This window comes from Amycolatopsis sp. NPDC049252, from assembly GCF_043197175.1.
In the GTDB taxonomy this organism is placed as follows: domain Bacteria; phylum Actinomycetota; class Actinomycetes; order Mycobacteriales; family Pseudonocardiaceae; genus Amycolatopsis.
The window spans coordinates 96,158-113,378 of the sequence record NZ_JBICSQ010000005.1; the positions used below are offsets into that span (position 1 = coordinate 96,158).

Below are 17,221 nucleotides of genomic sequence, written 5' to 3' on the forward strand. Positions count from 1 at the left end.
GCCAGCGTCGACGAGCCGAGGGTTCGACACGGCCTACGCTGGCATGGACCCTGTACCGAGCGACACGCTAGCCGGGCAGCAATGCACGTCTCACATGACGCTCACCACAGAGGGTGTGGATTGCGGGAGTGTATTGGTACTGCAACCAGGCCCGACAAGCCGTCCCGGGGACGGTACATTCCGTTACCTTGTGAGCCTCCTCACTTGATCGATCACTCTGCTGCCGATCTGTTGGCCCAGTTGGCATGCGCCGGAACTGTCGGACCCCTGTGCCAAGCTCGGCGGGTGGACGAATCACGTGGGCGGCGGCTGCTGGGGCGGGTGACCGCGGGCATCCCGGCGCGCGAAGACCCGATCACGCACGTCGCGGACCTGCCGGGCCGGGCGGCGCGGTGCGTGCCGTGGCCGTCGTGGGCCGATCCGGCGGTCGTGAACGCGCTGAGTGACTGCGGGGTGCCGGCGCCGTGGGCGCACCAGGCCGAGGCTGCTTCGCACGCGTACGAGGGCCGGCACGTGGTGATTTCGACCGGCACGGCGTCCGGTAAGTCGCTGGCTTACCAGCTGCCGGTGTTGTCGCGGCTCGCCGCGGGCGAGAAGACGACGGCGCTGTACCTCTCGCCGACCAAGGCGCTGGGCGCCGACCAGCTGCGGTCGGTGTCCTCTTTGGACGTGCCGGGCGTCCGGGCGGCGTCGTTCGACGGGGACACGCCGATGGTGGAACGCGACTGGGTGCGCGCGCACGCGAACTGGGTCTTCACCAACCCGGACATGCTGCACCGCGGGATCCTCTCGGCGCACGGGCGGTGGGCGCCGTTCTTCCGGCGGCTCGGCTGCGTGGTCGTCGACGAGTGCCACAGTTATCGCGGGGTCTTCGGGTCGCACGTGGCCCTGCTGCTGCGCCGGCTCCGGCGGGTGGCCGAGCACTACGGCGCTTCGCCGGTGTTCGTGCTCGCGTCGGCGACCACGGCTTCGCCCGCTTCGTTCGCTTCGCGGCTCACCGGCGTTCCGTGTGTCGCGGTCACCGATGACGCGTCACCACGCGGCGCCCGGACGGTCGCGTTGTGGGAGCCGCCGCTGCTCGACGAACTGACCGGCGAGAACGGCGCGCCGGTCCGGCGGTCGGCCGGCGCGGAGGCGTCGCGAATCCTCGCCGACCTGGTCGTCGAGGGCGCGCGGTCGCTGGCCTTCATCCGCTCGCGCCGCGGCGCGGAGCTGGCCGCGCTGGGTGCGCGTCGCATACTGTCCGAAGTGGACCCCCGGTTGTCGGTAGCCGTTGCGGCGTATAGGTCTGGTTACTTGCCAGAGGAGCGCCGAGCACTCGAGGCGGCGTTGCTGTCGGGGCGTCTGCTGGGCGTCGCGACGACCAACGCGCTCGAGCTGGGCGTCGACATCGCGGGCCTGGACGCGGTGGTGCTGGCCGGCTACCCGGGCACCCTCGCGTCGTTCTGGCAGCAGGCCGGCCGCGCGGGCCGTTCGGGCGACTCGGCGCTGGTGGTTTTCGTGGCGCGGGACGACCCGCTGGACACGTACCTGGTGCACCACCCGGCGGCGTTGCTCGACCGGCCGGTGGAGACGGCGGTCCTCGACCCGGCGAACCCGTACGTGCTGGCGCCGCAGCTCGCCTGCGCCGTCGCCGAGCTGCCGCTGACCGTGCCCGAGCTGGAGATGTTCGGTGGCGACGCGGCGCTGGAGGTGCTCGCCGAGCTGGCGGACCAGAAGCTGCTGCGGCGCCGCTCGAGCGGCTGGTACTGGACGTCCCGCGACCGCCCACACGCCGACGTCGGCATCCGCGGCACTGGCGGCGACCAGATCGCGGTGGTGGAGTCGGACTCCGGCCGGATGCTGGGAACGGTCGACCCGGGCTCGGCCTGCTTCGCCGTCCACCCCGGCGCGGTCTACCTGCACCAGGGGTCGTCGTACGTCGTCGACGAGCTGGACCTGGAGACCGGGCTGGCGATGGTCCACGCGGAAAACCCGGACTGGACGACGACACCGCGAGAGATCGTGGACATCTCGGTGCTGAGCACGCTGGAGAAACAGGACTTCGGCGGCGTGACGGTCTGCCTCGGCGAGGTGGCGGTGACGTCCCAGGTAGTCGGCTACCTGCGGCGACGTCCGTCGGGTGAGGTGCTGGACTCCACGCCGCTCGACCTGCCGGAGCAGAGCCTGCACACGAGAGCGGTCTGGTACACGATCTCGTCAGAGCTGCTGGGGACCGACGCGGTGCGCGCGAGGTCAAGCGGTCTTGCGCGCTCGGCCGGGGTTCGGGTTACTTCGAGTTCCGCGGATCCGGAGATGACCGGCCTGGGCGGTTCCGCGGCTCCGGCTGGCCCGACCGGATCCACGAGTTCAGGGGAATCGGAGCTTACCGGCCCAGGCGGATCCGCGAATTCAGCGAATCCGGGTCTGACTGGTCCGAGCGGTTCTGCGGCTCCGGGGCCTACAGGCCCGATCGCTTCAGCGGCTCCGCGGCTTACAGGCCCGATCGCTTCCGCGGGTCTTGCGGATTCTGGGCTGACTGGCTCAAGTGGATCCGCGGATTCGGGGCCAACTGGTCCTGCGGCTCCGGGTCCGGCTGCCGCGAGCGGTTCCACGAATCCGGCCTCGGCTGGACCGAACGGCTCCACGGATCCGGGGCTGGCAGGTTCGAGCAGCTCCGCGGGTCTCGCGGATTCGGCTGCTCCGAGCGGTTCCGCGGCTCCGGCTGGGACGAGCAGTTCCGCGAGCTCCGCGGTTCCGGCGGGTTTGGGCCGTTCCGCGAATGCCTCAGAACTGACTGGGCCGAGTGCAACGGTTCCGGCTGGTTCGAGCCGCTCCGCGAATGCCTCAGAACTGTCTGGGCCGAGTGCCGCAGTTCCAGCTGGTTTGAGCCGCTCCGCGACTGCTGCAGACCTGACTGGGCCCAGTGCCGCAGTTCCAGCAGGTTCGAGCCGCTCCGCGAGTGCCGCGGATCAGGCTGGGCCGGGCGATTCCGCGAGTTCCGCGGATTCGGGTTCGGCCGATGGCGAGGCGGGGACCGGGGGCCATCGGGTGGGGACCGAATCTGCGGGGCCGGTGGGGACCGGGAAGGAGACCCTGGCGAACGGTCGGGGGCCCGTTCACGAGGGTGGCAGGGCACCGGGGGGTGCCGGATTGATTCCGGCACGGGTCCCCGGTGCCCTGCATGCCGCCGAGCACGCGGCGATCGGCCTGCTACCGCTGTTTGCTACGTGCGACCGATGGGACATCGGCGGGGTGAGTACCGCGTGGCACGAAGACACCGGGGAGGCAACGGTGTTCGTGCACGACGGCCATCCCGGGGGTGCGGGATTTGCCGAGCGCGGTTATGCCGCGATTGTCCCGTGGCTGGTCGCAACGCGGGAGGCGATCGTCTCCTGCGAGTGCCCGACGGGATGCCCGTCCTGCGTTCAGTCGCCGAAGTGCGGGAACGGCAACGAACCGCTGGACAAGGCGGGGGCGGTGGCAGTTCTGGGAACCGTGCTCGGGGCGTTGCGTCAACACAGCACCTAGAACAGCCACACAGTGGTCCATGGAGTTGTGTCCTGCTCCGCCTCGGCCGGGCTGGGACCGGCCGGGCGGCGGTTCGGGTGACTCAGGCCGCAGTGGTGTGAACCAGCTGCGCGGCGTCGGCGCCGGCCAGCGCACGGACGAGCACGTCCTGCACTTCGGCGGCGTCCGGCAGGTGCCAGCCGCAGACCTCGGGCTTGACGCGCCAGTGCACAACACCGTGCTGGAACGGCGAAGGAGGCAGCGGGATCCAGCTGTCCTTGCCGTGCCACTGGATCGAGGCGCGGGAGGCGAGCTCGGCCGGCACGTGGTCGGCGACGGTGGTGAGGAAGAGCCAGCGGCCGTTCGGCAGCGCGATGATGGGGGCGGGGTGACCCAGGGCGCGGAGCAGACGGCAGGCGCGCTTGCCGAGTTCGTCGTCGACCTCGATGGCGTCGAGCACGGTGCCGGTGGCGACGAGCAGGCTGTGCGTGCGATCGGAGAACCAGGTGGCCACCTCGTGGGCGTGGGTGCCGATCTGCTCGCGCCAGTTGTCACTGGCCGGGACGGGACGGCGCCAGGTGAGGTCGTCGCCGTCCGTGAGCGGCGCGGGGTTGACGCCCGGCAGCACCGGCCAGCCACGCCAGGCGAGACCGATCGCCTCCGCCCGCAGTTCGATGCGGAAGGCGCCGCGCCAGCTGTCCGGCCAATTCGCGTCCAACATGTCTTTCCTGCCTGTGAGGTCTGGTTCGTCGCGACCCCTCGAGACCCTGCCGTGGTGTCGCACGTCTCACTTAACGGCAAGTTGCACATTGCCCGGAACCCCCACGCGACAACCGGTGGTTACTGGGCGATGAACGCCTCGTAGTCCCTACCGCCGGACCGAACCCAGCGGTACGCCATGGACGGTGAACGGCAGGCGAACAAGGACCGTTCGTCGTGCGAAACCCGTCCTCACCTGCCCGTGGACGACCCGTGAGGCCGCCCGAACGGCGTCCATCAGCCCAGGTGGGACGCGGTTTTGACCGCTTACCGTGCATCAATGACCGCTGCGCGTGACCAACAGCCGCTCATCGCGCGATCGTCGGGAGCAGCCGGTCACCCCCGCATACCGACCGGTCGGCGTCCGCCGGTCGACCGCACCGGCAGGTCAGCCCGAGCGGCGGCGAGCGGTGGTTCAGCGTCGCGAGTTGTTGATGTACCCCTCGGCCGCGTTGGTGAACCGTCATTCGCTGAGAACGGGCTGCCGGTCACGGCTGACCGGCCGGACCAGCCCTGGCGTGGGCAGCCGGACCGGGCAGCCCGGCGAACCCCGAACTCGGTGCCTCGACCTCGACAAGGGCATCCAGCCGCTGCCAGCGGCAGGTCAGGAGCGTGACGCCCATCCGCTCGGCCACCCACCGAGCACGGTCACAGGCCCGGTCCGGCCCGTCCGAAGCGTGCGACGCCGCGGCGAGAGCACCCAGATCGGCAGCCGATTCGACGTGATGCCGCGCAACGACCAGGGCCCCGAGCCAGAACCCGAGCACGGCGACGCCGGTCACCGCAGCGACGGCCATGGCGGTCCAGATGGTCGCCGCACCACTGTCCGCCGGCCGCTCTCCGCCTGGTGCCCAGGCAGTCGGCTTTGTCGCCGCTCTGCCGCTCGTCCCGAGACGGCGCCTGCCTTGTGCCCGGGCAGTCGCCACTGTCGCCGCTCTGCCGCTCGTCTCAAGACGGCGCCTGCCTTGTGTCCAGGCGGGCGGTGCTGTCCGGGTGGTCGCCGCGCGCCGCCCCCTGCTTTGTATCCGAGCGGTCGGCATTGGCGCGCTGGGCGCCGCTCCGCTGACCGCCGCGAGCCGTTGCCCTCCTTCTGTCTGAGTGTTCGGCGCTATGCCGATGGGCACTCCTCCTCTACCCACCGGCAGCCGCCTTCCGCCTTGTGTCTGAGCGGTCGGCGCCGTCCAGATAGCCGCCACGCAGCTGCCTGCCGCCGGCCGCTGCTCGTCTTGTGCCCAGGCGGTCGCCGCACCGCTATCCGCCGTCGACCGCCCCTCGGCTTGTGGCCGGGTGGTCGGTGCACCTGCTCGGCGGCGGGCCTCTTGCGTGTCAACCTGGGGCATCGGCTGCCTCGGTACCTGGCTCCGCCATTGCGTAGGCCGTCGCCCTCAGGTTGATTGCCGGGAGGAGGCCGTCGGCTGGGTGGGCTGCCACGCTGACCGTGATTTCGCCGCCCGAGAGCTGGACGTCCAGCGTTGCGCCCCTTGGGGCGATCTGGTGGAACGCCGCCTCGGCCTCATTGGGCTGGCCTCTGGCCACCAGGCGCGCCGCCTCGCGGGCTGCGTCTGTACAGCTGAGCTGGGCTGACAGGACCGTCATGCCGGCTAGCAGCAGCACCGTCACCACCGTGAGCCCGGCCAGGCCTAGTGCCGCTTCCACCGTGACCGAGCCGTCGTCGCGGCGGCTCATGAGGGGACCGACAGGGCCTTCATGACCAGGCTCGTCAGCCATGAGACGACCGAGTCGCCGGTGAGCAGGGTGTAGAGGACGGCCGCGAAGGCCGCTACCGCGACCGTGACGATCGCGTATTCGACCGTCGTGGAGCCGTCGTCGCCGGTGGTGGGCACGCGCATGGGAGTTCCTTTCGATGGGGTGGTCAGAAGAGCGGGCCGAGACGTCCGGCCAGGCCGAGGACGACCGGCAGCACGCCGAGGCAGAAGAAGGCGGGCAGGAAGCACAGGCCGACCGGCAGGGCGAGCGCCACCCCGGCCCGTTCGGCGCGTTCCTCGGCCTCCGTGGCCAGTTCCTCCCGGAGCCGCTCGGCGAGGTCGCCGGCGGCCATGGCGAAGGCGGCGCCCGAGCGGGACGTCCGGATCGCCGCGACCGCCAGTTCACCGAGGCCGGGAAGCTCCTGCACCGGTGCCCAAGCCTCGCCCGGCTCAGAACCGAGGGCCAGCAGCGCCGCGGTCGAGTGCAACGCCGTCGCCATCTCGGCGGGCGCGGCGCCGGACACGGCGTCGAGTGCTGTCGGTACCGGGAGCCCCGCTCGCAGGCAGGCGGCCAAGAGGTCGAGCGTCCCGGCCAGCCGGAGTCTGGTGGCGATGTCGGCCGACGGTGCCCGTGGCCGACGGGAACGGCGGATCACCCACCACCCGGCGGCCGTCACGAGCGCGCCGACGACCGTCCCGGCCACGCCGCCGATCAGTACGGCCAGCAAGACGCCGCTCAGCGCGGCCGCTACGTGTGGCACCGCGCCGGGCCAGGTGCGCGCCGGCGGAGGTGGCCGGCTTGCCGTCAGCCAGGCGAACCGCCGTGCCACGGTGGCGTCGCCCGGCCAGATGAGTACTGCGCCGGCGAACAGCAGTAGGGCAGCCGCGGTCACCGGAGTCGCACCCGGCCGATCAGGGCGCGGCGCCGGCCGGTTCTCGCTGCCCAGATGAGGGCGGCGCCGAGCAGCGGCAGTGCGGCCGAGGTCACCTGTGCCGCGTCCGGTCGCCCTGGGCCCGGCACCGGGCAGTGCCCGGCCAGACGAAGACCGCGGCGAAGCACTGCGGCCGCGGTTATCGGAGCCAGGCCCGATCGCTCAGGGGGCGGCACCAGGTCGTTCCCCTTCAGACGGAGACCGCGCTGGCGAACAAGCAGGGCGGCCGCGGTCATCGGAGTCGTACCTGGGCGGTCAGGGCTCGGCACCAGGCCGTTCCTGCCCAGAGCAGGACGCTGCCGATGACCAGCAGGAGTTGGCCTGGCGTGCTTTCGATCAGTACGGACAGCGGGGCCGCGCCCATCGCCTGTCCGAGGAGCACGCACAGCACCGGGAGGCCGGTGAGCACCGCGGCGCTCGAGCGTGGGCCGGCCAGTTTGGCGCGCATCCGGCGGGCGTATGACAGGGCTGCTTCGGCGTCGCGGCGGGCGGCGTTCAGGACGTCGGCCATCGGCAGGCCGTAGCGCCTGCCCAACGTCCACGCTGCGGCCAGTTCCGGGATGGCCGGTGCGCGCAGCTCGCCGTCGAGCCGGGCTGCGGCCGCCAGCGCGCGCAGGTCCGCCGAGACGGCGGGGACGACTTCGGCGGCGGCTTCCGCCGCGGTCACCGGGTGGGCTCCGGCTCGTAGCTCGGCGACCATCGTCCGTAACGCGGTCGCCGTCTGTGAGGCCATCGCGAGGTCGCGGTTCGCGCGGCGGTGGGCTTGCCATTCCTGGCGCCACGCCAGCGTCAGCACGCCGACGGCGATGGCGCCGCCGATTCCGGCGAGCAGGCCGGCGAGCGCGCTAGGGAGCAGCCAGCGGACGACTGGCCACAGCCCGGGCAGCCGGATGCGGGACGTCGCCGCCGGGTGTTCGACCGCGGTCTGCAGCCGGCCGGGTGGCGCGGGCCAGCACGCCAGAGCCGCGCCGACGCACAGCGGGAGCCAAGCGGTGATCATCGTGATCTCCTTCGGCGGTACGGGAAAGCGTTGGCAGGAAAGAGAGTCAGCACGCGAGGGCTCCCGTCGTCACGAAGAGGTGGCGGTCGACCGTCCAGCGGCCCGCGCGCCACACCGGCACCACGCGGGCGCGGCCGCGTTCGCTGCGGAGCACGCCGACCTCGGCGAGACGTCGTCGGCCGCCCGGTTCGCGTCGCATGTGGAGCACGACGCGGATTGCCGCGACGAGCTGGCTGTGGACGGCGTCGCGGCCCAAGCCGCCGAGTGCGGCCAGGGCCTCGATGCGCGCGGGCACCTCGGCCGGGGAGTTGGCGTGGAGCGTGCAGGCGCCGCCGTCGTGACCGGTGTTCAGGGCGGTGAGCAGCGCGCCGACCTCGGCACCGCGGACCTCGCCGACCACCAGCCGGTCGGGACGCATCCGCAGGGCCTGGCGCACCAGCTCGGGCAGGCCGACCGCGCCCGCACCCTCCACATTGGCCGGTCGGGAGACCAGGCCGACGAACTGCGGGTGCGAGGGCTGCAGCTCACCCGCGTCCTCGACGCAGACGATCCGCTCGCCCGGGTCGACCGCGCCGAGCAACGCCGCCAGCAGCGTGGTCTTGCCCGCGCCGGTGCCGCCGGTGACGAGGAACGCCATGCGCCGCGACACGACGTTCTCCAGCAGCTTCGCACCGCTCGCGTCGAACGCGCCCAGGTCGCGCAACGTCGCGAGGCCGTGCGTCGCCGGGCGGAGGACCCGCAGGGAAAGGCAGGTGCCGTTGGCCGCGACCGGTGGGAGGACGGCGTGCACGCGGATGCGGCCGTGCGGGCCGGATCCGGGCAGCCAGCCGTCCACATAGGGCTGTGCGTCGTCGAGACGACGTCCTGCGGCCAGGGCCAGACGCTGGGCCAGGCGGCGGACGGATTCCTCGTCGTGAAAGCGGATTTCGGTGCGGGTGAGGCCGTGCGGACCGTCCGTCCAGACTTCGCCGGGGCCGGTGACGAGGACGTCGGTGGTGGCCGGGTCGTCGAGGAGCGGGGCCAGCGGGCCGGCGCCGACGAACTCGTCGCGGGCCTGGCGGACGGCGTCCAGCACCGCGTCGTGGCCGAGAGCGCCGGCCGCCTCGGCGCGCACGGCGGTCGCGACGGCGACCGGGTCGGCTTGGCGGCGGTCGCCGGCCAGGCGGTTGCGGACGCGGTCCACGAAGTCGGTCGTCACGGGTTCACCACCGGGGTCGGGGACGGCGTGCGGAGCCGGGTCAGGAAACGCTGGGCGCCGGCGCGGTCCCGGCCCGCCAGAGTGAGGAGCGTCGGGAGCAGGAGGTCACCCACCCGGGTCGGGCCGCCCGCTCGGCGGAGGACGTCGGGGCGCGTCATCGGCTTGCCGCCCGGGCTTCGCGGCGGGCTACCGCCAAGACGTTCGCCGCGGCCGCGGACAGGGGACCCGCCGGTTTGGCCGGGAACTCGCCGCGCTCCACCGCGCCCGGCAGACCTCGCTCCGGTGGCATCGCCGCCAGGAGCGGCGGGCCGAGAAGACCCGCTGTCCGGGCCGCCGAGACGCCGGACCGGGACCGTCCACACGCGACCACACCCAGCCGGGCCGTCAGCGCCGACAGACTCCGCAAGACCTGCTTCGCCGCCATGCACGCGCGAAACTCCACCGGCACCACGAGCACCACCAGGTCGGCCACCGTGACCGCTTCCGCCGCCGCGTCGCCGAGGGTGCGCGGCAGGTCGCAGACCACCGTGCGTCCCGCTCGGCGGCCGGCGGAGAGGACCGCCGACAGCGACTCCGCCGACGGGCCCTCGCCTTCGCGGCCGCACGCCAGCACCGGCAAGCTGCCGCCCCGGTGCCGGCGCTGGGGCAGCGCGGCGGCCAGCGCGGGTACCGACACCCGGCCGCTCAGCCGGACCTCGGACCAGCGCGGCCCGGGTGTCTTTTCCAAGCCGAGCAACAGATCCAGGCCGCCACCGAGGGGATCGCAGTCGACGAGCAGGGCGCCCCCGGGTTCGCGGTCGGCCGCCAGGGCGAGGGTCGCCGCGAAGACCGACGCACCCGCGCCGCCGCGGCCGCCGACCACGCCGAGCACCAGACCGGCCTCGTCGGCCGGCGTCTCGACGACGTCCGCGAACGCCCCCGCGAGCTCGGTCTCCTCCTCCGGCAACGAGATCACGCGCTCGACGCCGACGCGGAACGCGTGCTCCCAGGTCCTCGGCGCCGGAGCGCCTTTGCAGACCAGGAGGATCCCGCCACGACGGGGCAGGCCGGGCGGCCGCAGCGCGGTTTCCTCGTCGAGGACCACCAGCGGCGCACGGGCCCACTGCCCGCCCGCCGCCGTCAGGTCCGGGGCCCGGTCGAGCTCGCAGCCCGCCACCGCGGCCACGCGCAGTATCTCGTCGAGCACGGTTTCGTCCGTGGCGACCACGAGCGGTCGTTCCGCCGCCATGTGTTCCTCCCCCGTCGTCGGTGCGGGCCTCGGCTGGCCCGGGTTCCACCGTCGCGCCGGGTGGTGCGGGGGCACAACGGGCCGGGGGCCGAGCTGTGGACAACCGGGGTGTTGTGGACAACTGCCACCGCGGAACGGCTCGTGCGCCGGTTCTGTCGGTGGGGTGTGGCAAGATCGCGCCGCACCCGCGGCGGCAATGGGCACACCGAACCGCGTTCAAGAATTCGGCAAGGCGCGACAGAACTGTCCGGCGATTCGGAACCCGGCTCGCGAAAAGGCAAGCGGAAGGTTAAGAAGGCGGCCCCCGCCAGGGGGGAGGGACGGGGGCCGCCAAGGGTTCAGCCCCGGGGGGTCGGACTGAACCGGCCCGGTTGGACACCGGACTCCCTCACTGTAACTCCGCCGGACGCCGGTTTGCGCAACGGGCGAGGCACACAGTTCGGTAACGGCATCGCGCGCCGGAAGTCCCTTCCTGTCATGGATTTTCCGGCGACACGACGCGCTCGTGGTGGATCAACGGGACGCGTCGCGATCAAGCTCTTATCCTGGTGTCGTGGCCGAACCGATCAGCGCGCCGTCGCGCATCCGGAACCCGGGCCCGGAGCACGCGGTGGCCGCGTTCTTCGACCTGGACAAGACGATCATCGCTTCGTCGAGCGCACTGGCGTTCAGCAAACCATTGCTGAAAGAGGGGTTGATCAACCGTCGCGCCGCGTTGCGCAGTGCCTACGCGCAGCTGGTGTTCTCCCTCGCCGGCGCCGACGAGAACAAGACCGAGCGGATGCGCGCCGAGGTTTCCGCGTTGTGCACCGGCTGGGACGTCGCCCAGGTTTCGGCGATCGTGCGCGAAACCCTGCACGACGTCGTCGACCCGCTCGTGTACGCGGAGGCGACCGAGTTGATCGCGCAGCACCGGGAAGACGGTCACGACGTCATCGTGCTCTCGGCGACCGGCGAGGAGGTCGTCGCGCCGGTCGCGGAAATGCTCGGCGCCACCCGGAGCGTGGCGACCCGGATGCAGATCGTCGAAGGCCGCTATTCCGGCGAAGTCGATTTCTATTGCTACGGCGCCAACAAAGCTGTCGCGGCGAAGCAGCTCGCGGCGACCCACGGCTACGACCTCGCCGAGTGCTTCGCCTACACCGACTCGAGCACGGACATCCCGCTGCTCGAGGTCGTCGGCCACCCGCACGCGGTCAACCCGGACAAGCTGCTGCGGAAGGAGGCGCTCGAGCGCGGCTGGCCGATCCTCGCGTTCGACCGGCCCATGTCGCTGCGCAGCCGGATCCCGACCCGGTCCGCGGGGATGGTGGCGCTCGGTGTCGGCGCGGTGGCCGCCGGGGCGACCTGGTACGGCCTCAACCGTCGCCGTCGGTCCCGCTAGCCCCGGCCGGACCACCCAGACGGCCGAACGGCCTCCACTTTGCTTGGCCCAGCCTCGAATTGTCCGTCGCGCAGGGTGCCCGTGTCACCCGATCCAGCCTCTGTACCGGTGCACCCATCCGCGCACTTGAAGTGACCGGGCTCACGGCGTAGAAAGTAGGTGCGGACGTTCGGTCGGCCAGGGAACAGGTAGAAGAGAAGCCTGTTCCACCCCGGCAAACCTCCGTGCGCGGACTCCGGGTACCCACGCGCAGCGCGCCGCGGGAGGCTCGTCGTCTAGGGACTGCGTAGTGGGACGCCACACGCCGAGTCCATGTAGGTACGACCAGAGTTGCACGCTTGGTCGCCCGAGATGTTCGCGCTTTGCAGGCGGCGCCCGTTGGCCTTTGGCCACGGGCGCCGCCTCGTCATGTGGATAGGGCCCCCACGAGCGCACGCTGCGCGTTCGAGTTGCCTTCCCACCAGTCCGTTCGGGTGAGCCGCATCTTGCGAACGGCGAATTTCCTACCGATCCGGGTACCAACTCGACCGTTGCTGCGGTCGGTCGATGGACATCGATGTTTTCGGTGAGTAGCTTCCCGATATTGGCGCCTCCGAGTGGACTTCTCACGTCAACCGGGCGCCCGCAACTTTCTGGGAGGCTGGTCGTGACGACCCGAAATCGGAGGTTCCATGCGCTCGCGCTGCCCGTCGCGGGGCTGCTCGCCCTCACCGGTGTGGGTGTCGCGACCGCGGCGAGCGCACCGGCGGTGAGCGCGGACGCGCAGGCGGACGCCGCGGCGACGCAGGCGCTGCGCGGCCTGTCGCTCGAGCAGAAGGTCGGGCAGCTGTTCGTCACCTGGGTGAACGGCAAGTCCGCGGACGAGGTCAACCCGAAGAACCAGACCGACTTCGGCGTCGACACCCCGGCGCAGGTGATCCAGAAGTACCACCTCGGCGGCGTCATCTACTTCAACAACGACACCCGCGACAACTTCGACGACCCCGTCCAGGTCGCGAAGCTGTCCAACGGCCTCCAGAAGGCCGCCGTCGCGAGCGGGGCGCACATCCCGCTGCAGATCGGCGCCGACCAGGAGGGTGGCACGGTCACCCGGATGGGCGCGCCCGCCACGGAGTTCCCGAACTCGATGGCCGTCTCGGCCGGGCGTGACACGAGCCGGGCGACGAAGGCCGCGACGATTCTCGGCCACGAGCTGCGCGCGGTCGGCATCAACCAGGACTTCGCGCCCGATTCGGACGTCAACTCGAACCCGGCGAACCCGGTCATCGGCGTCCGCTCCTTCGCCGGGCAGCCCGGCCTCGCGAGCCAGTTCGTCACGGCCGAGGTGAAGGGTTACCAGAACTCGGACTTCCCGACGAAGACCGTCGCGGCGACCGCCAAGCACTTCCCCGGCCACGGTGACGCGGCCACCGACAGCCACACCGGCCTGCCCCGGATCGACCGGACCGAGCAGCAGTGGCGCGACATCGACGTGCCGCCGTTCAAGGCCGCGATCGCGGCGGGCATCGACTCGATCATGAGCGCGCACATCCAGTTCCCGAGCCTCGACCCGTCGCTCGAGCCGGCGACGCTGTCGCAGCCGATCATCACCGGCAAGCTGCGCAACGAACTCGGTTACAACGGCGTGGTCATCACCGACTCACTGGAAATGCAGGGTGTTCGGGAAATGCACAGCGACGCCGAGATCCCGGTGCTCGCGCTCAAGGCGGGCATCGACCAGCTGCTCATGCCGGTCCACCTGGACGTCGCGATCAACTCGGTGATCAACGCCGTGAAGACGGGCGAGCTGTCGATGCGGCGGATCGACCAGAGCGTGCTGCGCGTGCTGAAGCTGAAGTTCAAGCGCGGCATCCTGTTCTCGCCGTTCGTCGACGCGAACCGGGTGATGAAGACGGTCGGCACGCCGGCCAGCCTCAAGACCGCGCAGGACATCGCCGACCGCGGCATCACCGCCATCGCGAACGACGCCGGTGTGCTGCCGCTCAAGCAGAAGCCGGCGACGGCGCTCGTGACCGGCTGGGGTGTCTCCACGACGGCGGCGCTCGCACAGAAGCTCACCGCGCACGGCACAGCGGCGACCGCCTACCAGACCGGGCAGGCCCCCACGGACGCCCAGATCACGCAGGCGGCCGCGAGCGCCAAGAACGTCGACCTCGTGGTCGTGCTGACCAACAACATCGGCGGTTTCCCGCTGCAGACCAAGCTTCTCCAGGCTCTGCAGAACACCGGCAAACCGGTCGTAGCGGTCGCCGCGCAGATCCCGTACGACGCGGGTTACGCGAACGCCGTGCCGACCTGGCTGGCGACCTACGGCTACATCAACCCGACGCTGGAGGCGCTCACCAAGGTCATCCTCGGTGAGACGAAGCCGGTCGGGAAGCTGCCGGTCGACATCCCGGCGGGCGCCGACCTGCAGACCGTGAAGTACCCGTTCGGCCACGGGCTCACCTGGTGAACCTGAACCGGCGCCGCTTCCTCGGCGCGAGCGCGGGCGCCCTCGCGGTCCCGGTCCTGGCGGGAGGTTCGGCTCGGGCACAGCCGGAACAACCCGAGCAGACGCAGACCCACGGACGGGTGCTGACCGGCGCGGAGCAGCTGGCCGCCCAGGGCTGGCAGGCCTTCAAGGGCCGCAAGCTCGGCGTGCTGTCGAACCCGACCGGCGTCCTGCTGAACGGGGACCACATCGTCGACTCGATGGTCGCGGCCGGCGTCAAGCCCGCCGCGGCCTTCGGGCCCGAACACGGCTTCCGTGGCAGCGCGCAGGCCGGCGGTTCGGAAGGCGACTACACGGACCCGCGCACCGGCGTGCCGGTGTACGACGCGTACGGCGCCGACGCGACGAAGCTCGCTTCGCTGTTCACCAAGGCGGGCATCGACACCCTCGTGTTCGACATCGCGGACGTCGGCGCGCGCTTCTACACCTACATCTGGTCGCTCTACACGGCGATGGTGGCCGCGGCCCGGACCGGCGTCGCCGTCGTCGTCCTGGACCGCCCGAATCCGATCGGCGGCCGGCTGGCCGGGCCGGTGCTCGACCCGAAGTTCGCGTCCGGGATCGGGAAGAAGCCGATCGCCCAGCAGCACGGCATGACCGTCGGCGAGCTCGCGCGCTACTTCGCCGAGGAGTTCCTGCCGGGTGAAGGCGTGAAGCTCGCCAAGCTCGAGGTCGTCCAGGTCCGCGGCTGGCAGCGTGACGTCCAGTTCGCGCAGACCGGGCTGAACTGGGTCCTGCCGAGCCCGAACATGCCGACGCCGGACACCGCGCTCGTCTACCCCGGCACCGGCATGTTCGAAGGCACCGTGTTCTCCGAGGGCCGCGGGACGACCCGGCCGTTCGAGATCATCGGCGCGCCGGGGCTCGACTGGCGCTGGCGCGAGAAGCTCGAGGAACTCCGCCTGCCCGGCGCGAAGTTCCGGGAGATCTATTTCGTGCCGACGTTCAGCAAGTTCGTGAACGAGACCTGCGGCGGCGTCCAGGTGAGCGTCACCGACCCGCGGGCCTTCGACGCGATCCGGACGGCGGTCGCCATGCTCGTCACGGCCAAGGCGCTGCACCCGGACAGGTTCGCCTGGCGTCCCGACAACTACATCGACAAGCTCTCCGGGTCCGACCGGCTCCGGACGATGGTCGACGCCGGGGCGGGCGTCGACGAGGTCACCGGCGCCTGGCGGGCCGAGCTGGCCGAGTTCGACCGCAGACGTCGTCGTCACCTGCTCTACCGCTGAGAGGAAGAGTCGTGCGTGCTAGGAAGGTCATCGCCGCGGCCACCGGAGTGCTGGTCGCGCTGACCACGTTGACCTCGGGAGCCAGTGCCATCGCCACCCCCGCCGGACGCCACGCTGACGCCGGCCGGTTCGACCGGCCGCAGCAGGGGTTCGCCCCGTCGTGGACGACCCTGCGCGACGGGCCACCGAAGGACGTCAACCTCGACCCGGCGCCAATCAAGTCGGCCGAGGACTTCCTGGCGAGCTGGACGAAGCCCGACGCCACCGGGCACCCGCACTTCTCCGGCGCGGTCGGGCTGCTCGCGCACGAGGGAGTGGTCGTCGACCGGTACGCGGTCGGCGGCGCCGTGCGGTACGCCGACGCCGCGGGCACCGAACTGCCCGCCGACCAGCAGGTCCCGATGCGGGGCGACACCATCTTCGACATGGCGTCGATCTCGAAGCTGTTCACGTCGATCGCCGTGCTGCAGCTCATCGAGCGCGGGCAGCTGACCGTCGACACCCCGGTGAGCCGCTTCTTCCCGGAGTTCGCGACCGGCGACAAGGCCGCCATCACGATCAAGATGCTGCTCACGCACGTCTCCGGGTTCGACGCCGACCCGATCCCGTCGCTGTGGGCCGGCTACCCGGACATCCCGTCGCGCCGCCAGGCCGTGCTCGACAGCCCGCTCAAGAACAAGCCGGGCACGACGTACCTCTACTCCGACATCAACCTGCTCACCCTCGGCTTCATCGTCGAGAAGCTGACCGGGACGACGCTGGACAAGGTGGTGCACGACCGGATCACCGCGCCGCTGGGCATGACCGACACCGGTTACAACCCGCCCGCGTCGAAGCTGAACCGGATCGCCGCCACGGAGTTCGAGGCGAACCCGCCGCGCGGGATGGTGCGCGGCAGCGTGCACGACGAGAACGCGTGGTCGCTCGGCGGCGTCGCCGGGCACGCCGGGGTGTTCAGCACCGCTGGCGACATGGCCACGCTGGCCCAGACGATCCTCAACGGCGGCACCTACCGCGGTCACCGGATCCTGGGCGCGGACACCGTGCGTCTGATGCTCACGAACTACAACCAGCAGTTCCCGGACGACTCGCACGGCCTCGGCTTCGAGCTCGACCAGCCCTGGTACATGGGTGCGCTGGCCTCGCCGGTCACCGCCGGGCACACCGGTTTCACCGGAACGACGCTGGTCATCGACCCGGAGTCGCGCTCGTTCGCGATCCTGCTGACGAACCGGGTGCACCCGAGCCGCACCTGGGGCTCGATCAACACCGCCCGCCAGGTGTGGGCGACGTCGCTGGCGCGGGCCATGGCCGTGAAACCGGCCGCCGGGAAGGACGCCTGGACGAGCACGCTGGGTAACGCCAGCGTCGCGACGCTGAGTACGCGCCCAATTACCACGCATAGTGATCAAGCGCGCGTGTCCTTCTATGCCTTCGTGGACACCGAGGGAAGCACCGATCCACTACAGCTGCAGACCAGCACCGACGGGGTGAACTGGCAACCGATCGTGCTATCGGTATCCGGGCCGGGTGCACCGTCCGGAGATGTGACGTCGCTCTCCGGACACGGGCACCGTGCCTGGTGGAAGGTGACGGCCGCCCTGCCCCAGGGGGCCGCGGTCAGCCTCAGGTGGCGTTACAGCACCGATCCGAACTACACGGGCCGCGGTGTTTCGGTCGACGGTGTGAAAGTCACCGAACGCGGCCGATCACTCCTCGACGGTGAGCGAGAACCGTCTGGTTTCACCGCCGAAGGTTTCCAGTTGAGCGCACGGTGACCAGTCGGTCGCCGAACGCCG

The 17,221-nt window shown here is 71.3% G+C and carries 14 protein-coding genes; 5 read left to right on the top strand and 9 right to left on the bottom strand.

The window, feature by feature from the left end:
* The first annotated feature begins 321 nt into the window (after positions 1-321).
* A complete protein-coding gene (locus tag ACGFMK_RS10310) occupies positions 322-3,510 on the top strand; it encodes a DEAD/DEAH box helicase (protein ID WP_392760533.1) in 3,189 nt (1,062 codons plus the stop codon).
* Between the two features lie 82 nt (positions 3,511-3,592).
* Here ACGFMK_RS10310 and ACGFMK_RS10315 read toward each other — a convergent pair whose 3' ends face one another.
* From ACGFMK_RS10315 to ssd, 9 genes are all read right to left on the bottom strand, one after another.
* Positions 3,593-4,210, bottom strand: coding sequence for a bifunctional DNA primase/polymerase (locus ACGFMK_RS10315; RefSeq protein WP_392760274.1), 618 nt, complete (start codon positions 4,208-4,210; stop codon positions 3,593-3,595).
* A gap of 526 nt (positions 4,211-4,736) precedes the next feature.
* Positions 4,737-5,588 carry an Rv3654c family TadE-like protein gene (locus ACGFMK_RS10320; RefSeq protein WP_392760276.1) on the bottom strand — a complete coding sequence of 284 codons (852 nt, stop codon included), beginning with the start codon at positions 5,586-5,588 and terminating at the stop codon, positions 4,737-4,739.
* Complete coding sequence (locus ACGFMK_RS10325; RefSeq protein WP_392760278.1) at positions 5,575-5,934, bottom strand: TadE family type IV pilus minor pilin; 360 nt, start codon at positions 5,932-5,934, stop codon at positions 5,575-5,577. Before ACGFMK_RS10325 ends, ACGFMK_RS10320 begins: the two co-directional genes overlap by 14 nt.
* Positions 5,931-6,098 (bottom strand): DUF4244 domain-containing protein, encoded by a 168-nt coding sequence (locus tag ACGFMK_RS10330; RefSeq protein WP_392760280.1) that lies wholly within the window; start codon positions 6,096-6,098, stop codon positions 5,931-5,933. The genes ACGFMK_RS10325 and ACGFMK_RS10330 overlap by 4 nt, the downstream gene beginning before the upstream one ends.
* A gap of 23 nt (positions 6,099-6,121) precedes the next feature.
* On the bottom strand, positions 6,122-6,847 hold the full coding sequence (locus tag ACGFMK_RS10335) for a type II secretion system F family protein (RefSeq protein WP_392760282.1): 726 nt from the start codon (positions 6,845-6,847) through the stop codon (positions 6,122-6,124).
* A gap of 271 nt (positions 6,848-7,118) precedes the next feature.
* The gene (locus ACGFMK_RS10340; RefSeq protein ID WP_392760284.1) at positions 7,119-7,886 is read right to left on the bottom strand and encodes a type II secretion system F family protein; all 768 of its coding nucleotides are present in this window, start codon (positions 7,884-7,886) and stop codon (positions 7,119-7,121) included.
* A 46-nt stretch (positions 7,887-7,932) separates the two neighbouring features.
* Positions 7,933-9,084, bottom strand: a complete 1,152-nt coding sequence (locus tag ACGFMK_RS10345; RefSeq protein WP_392760285.1) for a TadA family conjugal transfer-associated ATPase — start codon at positions 9,082-9,084, stop codon at positions 7,933-7,935.
* Positions 9,081-9,242 carry a hypothetical protein gene (locus ACGFMK_RS10350; RefSeq protein WP_392760287.1) on the bottom strand — a complete coding sequence of 54 codons (162 nt, stop codon included), beginning with the start codon at positions 9,240-9,242 and terminating at the stop codon, positions 9,081-9,083. Before ACGFMK_RS10350 ends, ACGFMK_RS10345 begins: the two co-directional genes overlap by 4 nt.
* Positions 9,239-10,312 (bottom strand): septum site-determining protein Ssd, encoded by a 1,074-nt coding sequence (ssd, locus tag ACGFMK_RS10355; protein ID WP_392760289.1) that lies wholly within the window; start codon positions 10,310-10,312, stop codon positions 9,239-9,241. The genes ACGFMK_RS10350 and ssd overlap by 4 nt, the downstream gene beginning before the upstream one ends.
* Positions 10,313-10,865: 553 nt before the next feature.
* Here ssd and ACGFMK_RS10360 point away from each other — a divergent pair.
* The 4 genes from ACGFMK_RS10360 (at position 10,866) to ACGFMK_RS10375 (ending at position 17,200) form a co-directional block, all read left to right on the top strand.
* Positions 10,866-11,696 (top strand): HAD family hydrolase, encoded by an 831-nt coding sequence (locus ACGFMK_RS10360; RefSeq protein ID WP_392760291.1) that lies wholly within the window; start codon positions 10,866-10,868, stop codon positions 11,694-11,696.
* Positions 11,697-12,393: 697 nt separating this feature from the next.
* Positions 12,394-14,151, top strand: a complete 1,758-nt coding sequence (locus ACGFMK_RS10365) for a glycoside hydrolase family 3 protein (RefSeq protein WP_392760536.1) — start codon at positions 12,394-12,396, stop codon at positions 14,149-14,151.
* Positions 14,148-15,422 (top strand): exo-beta-N-acetylmuramidase NamZ domain-containing protein, encoded by a 1,275-nt coding sequence (locus ACGFMK_RS10370; RefSeq protein WP_392760293.1) that lies wholly within the window; start codon positions 14,148-14,150, stop codon positions 15,420-15,422. Before ACGFMK_RS10365 ends, ACGFMK_RS10370 begins: the two co-directional genes overlap by 4 nt.
* 47 nt (positions 15,423-15,469) lie before the next feature.
* A complete protein-coding gene (locus tag ACGFMK_RS10375; protein WP_392760539.1) occupies positions 15,470-17,200 on the top strand; it encodes a serine hydrolase in 1,731 nt (576 codons plus the stop codon).
* Positions 17,201-17,221 lie beyond the last annotated feature (21 nt).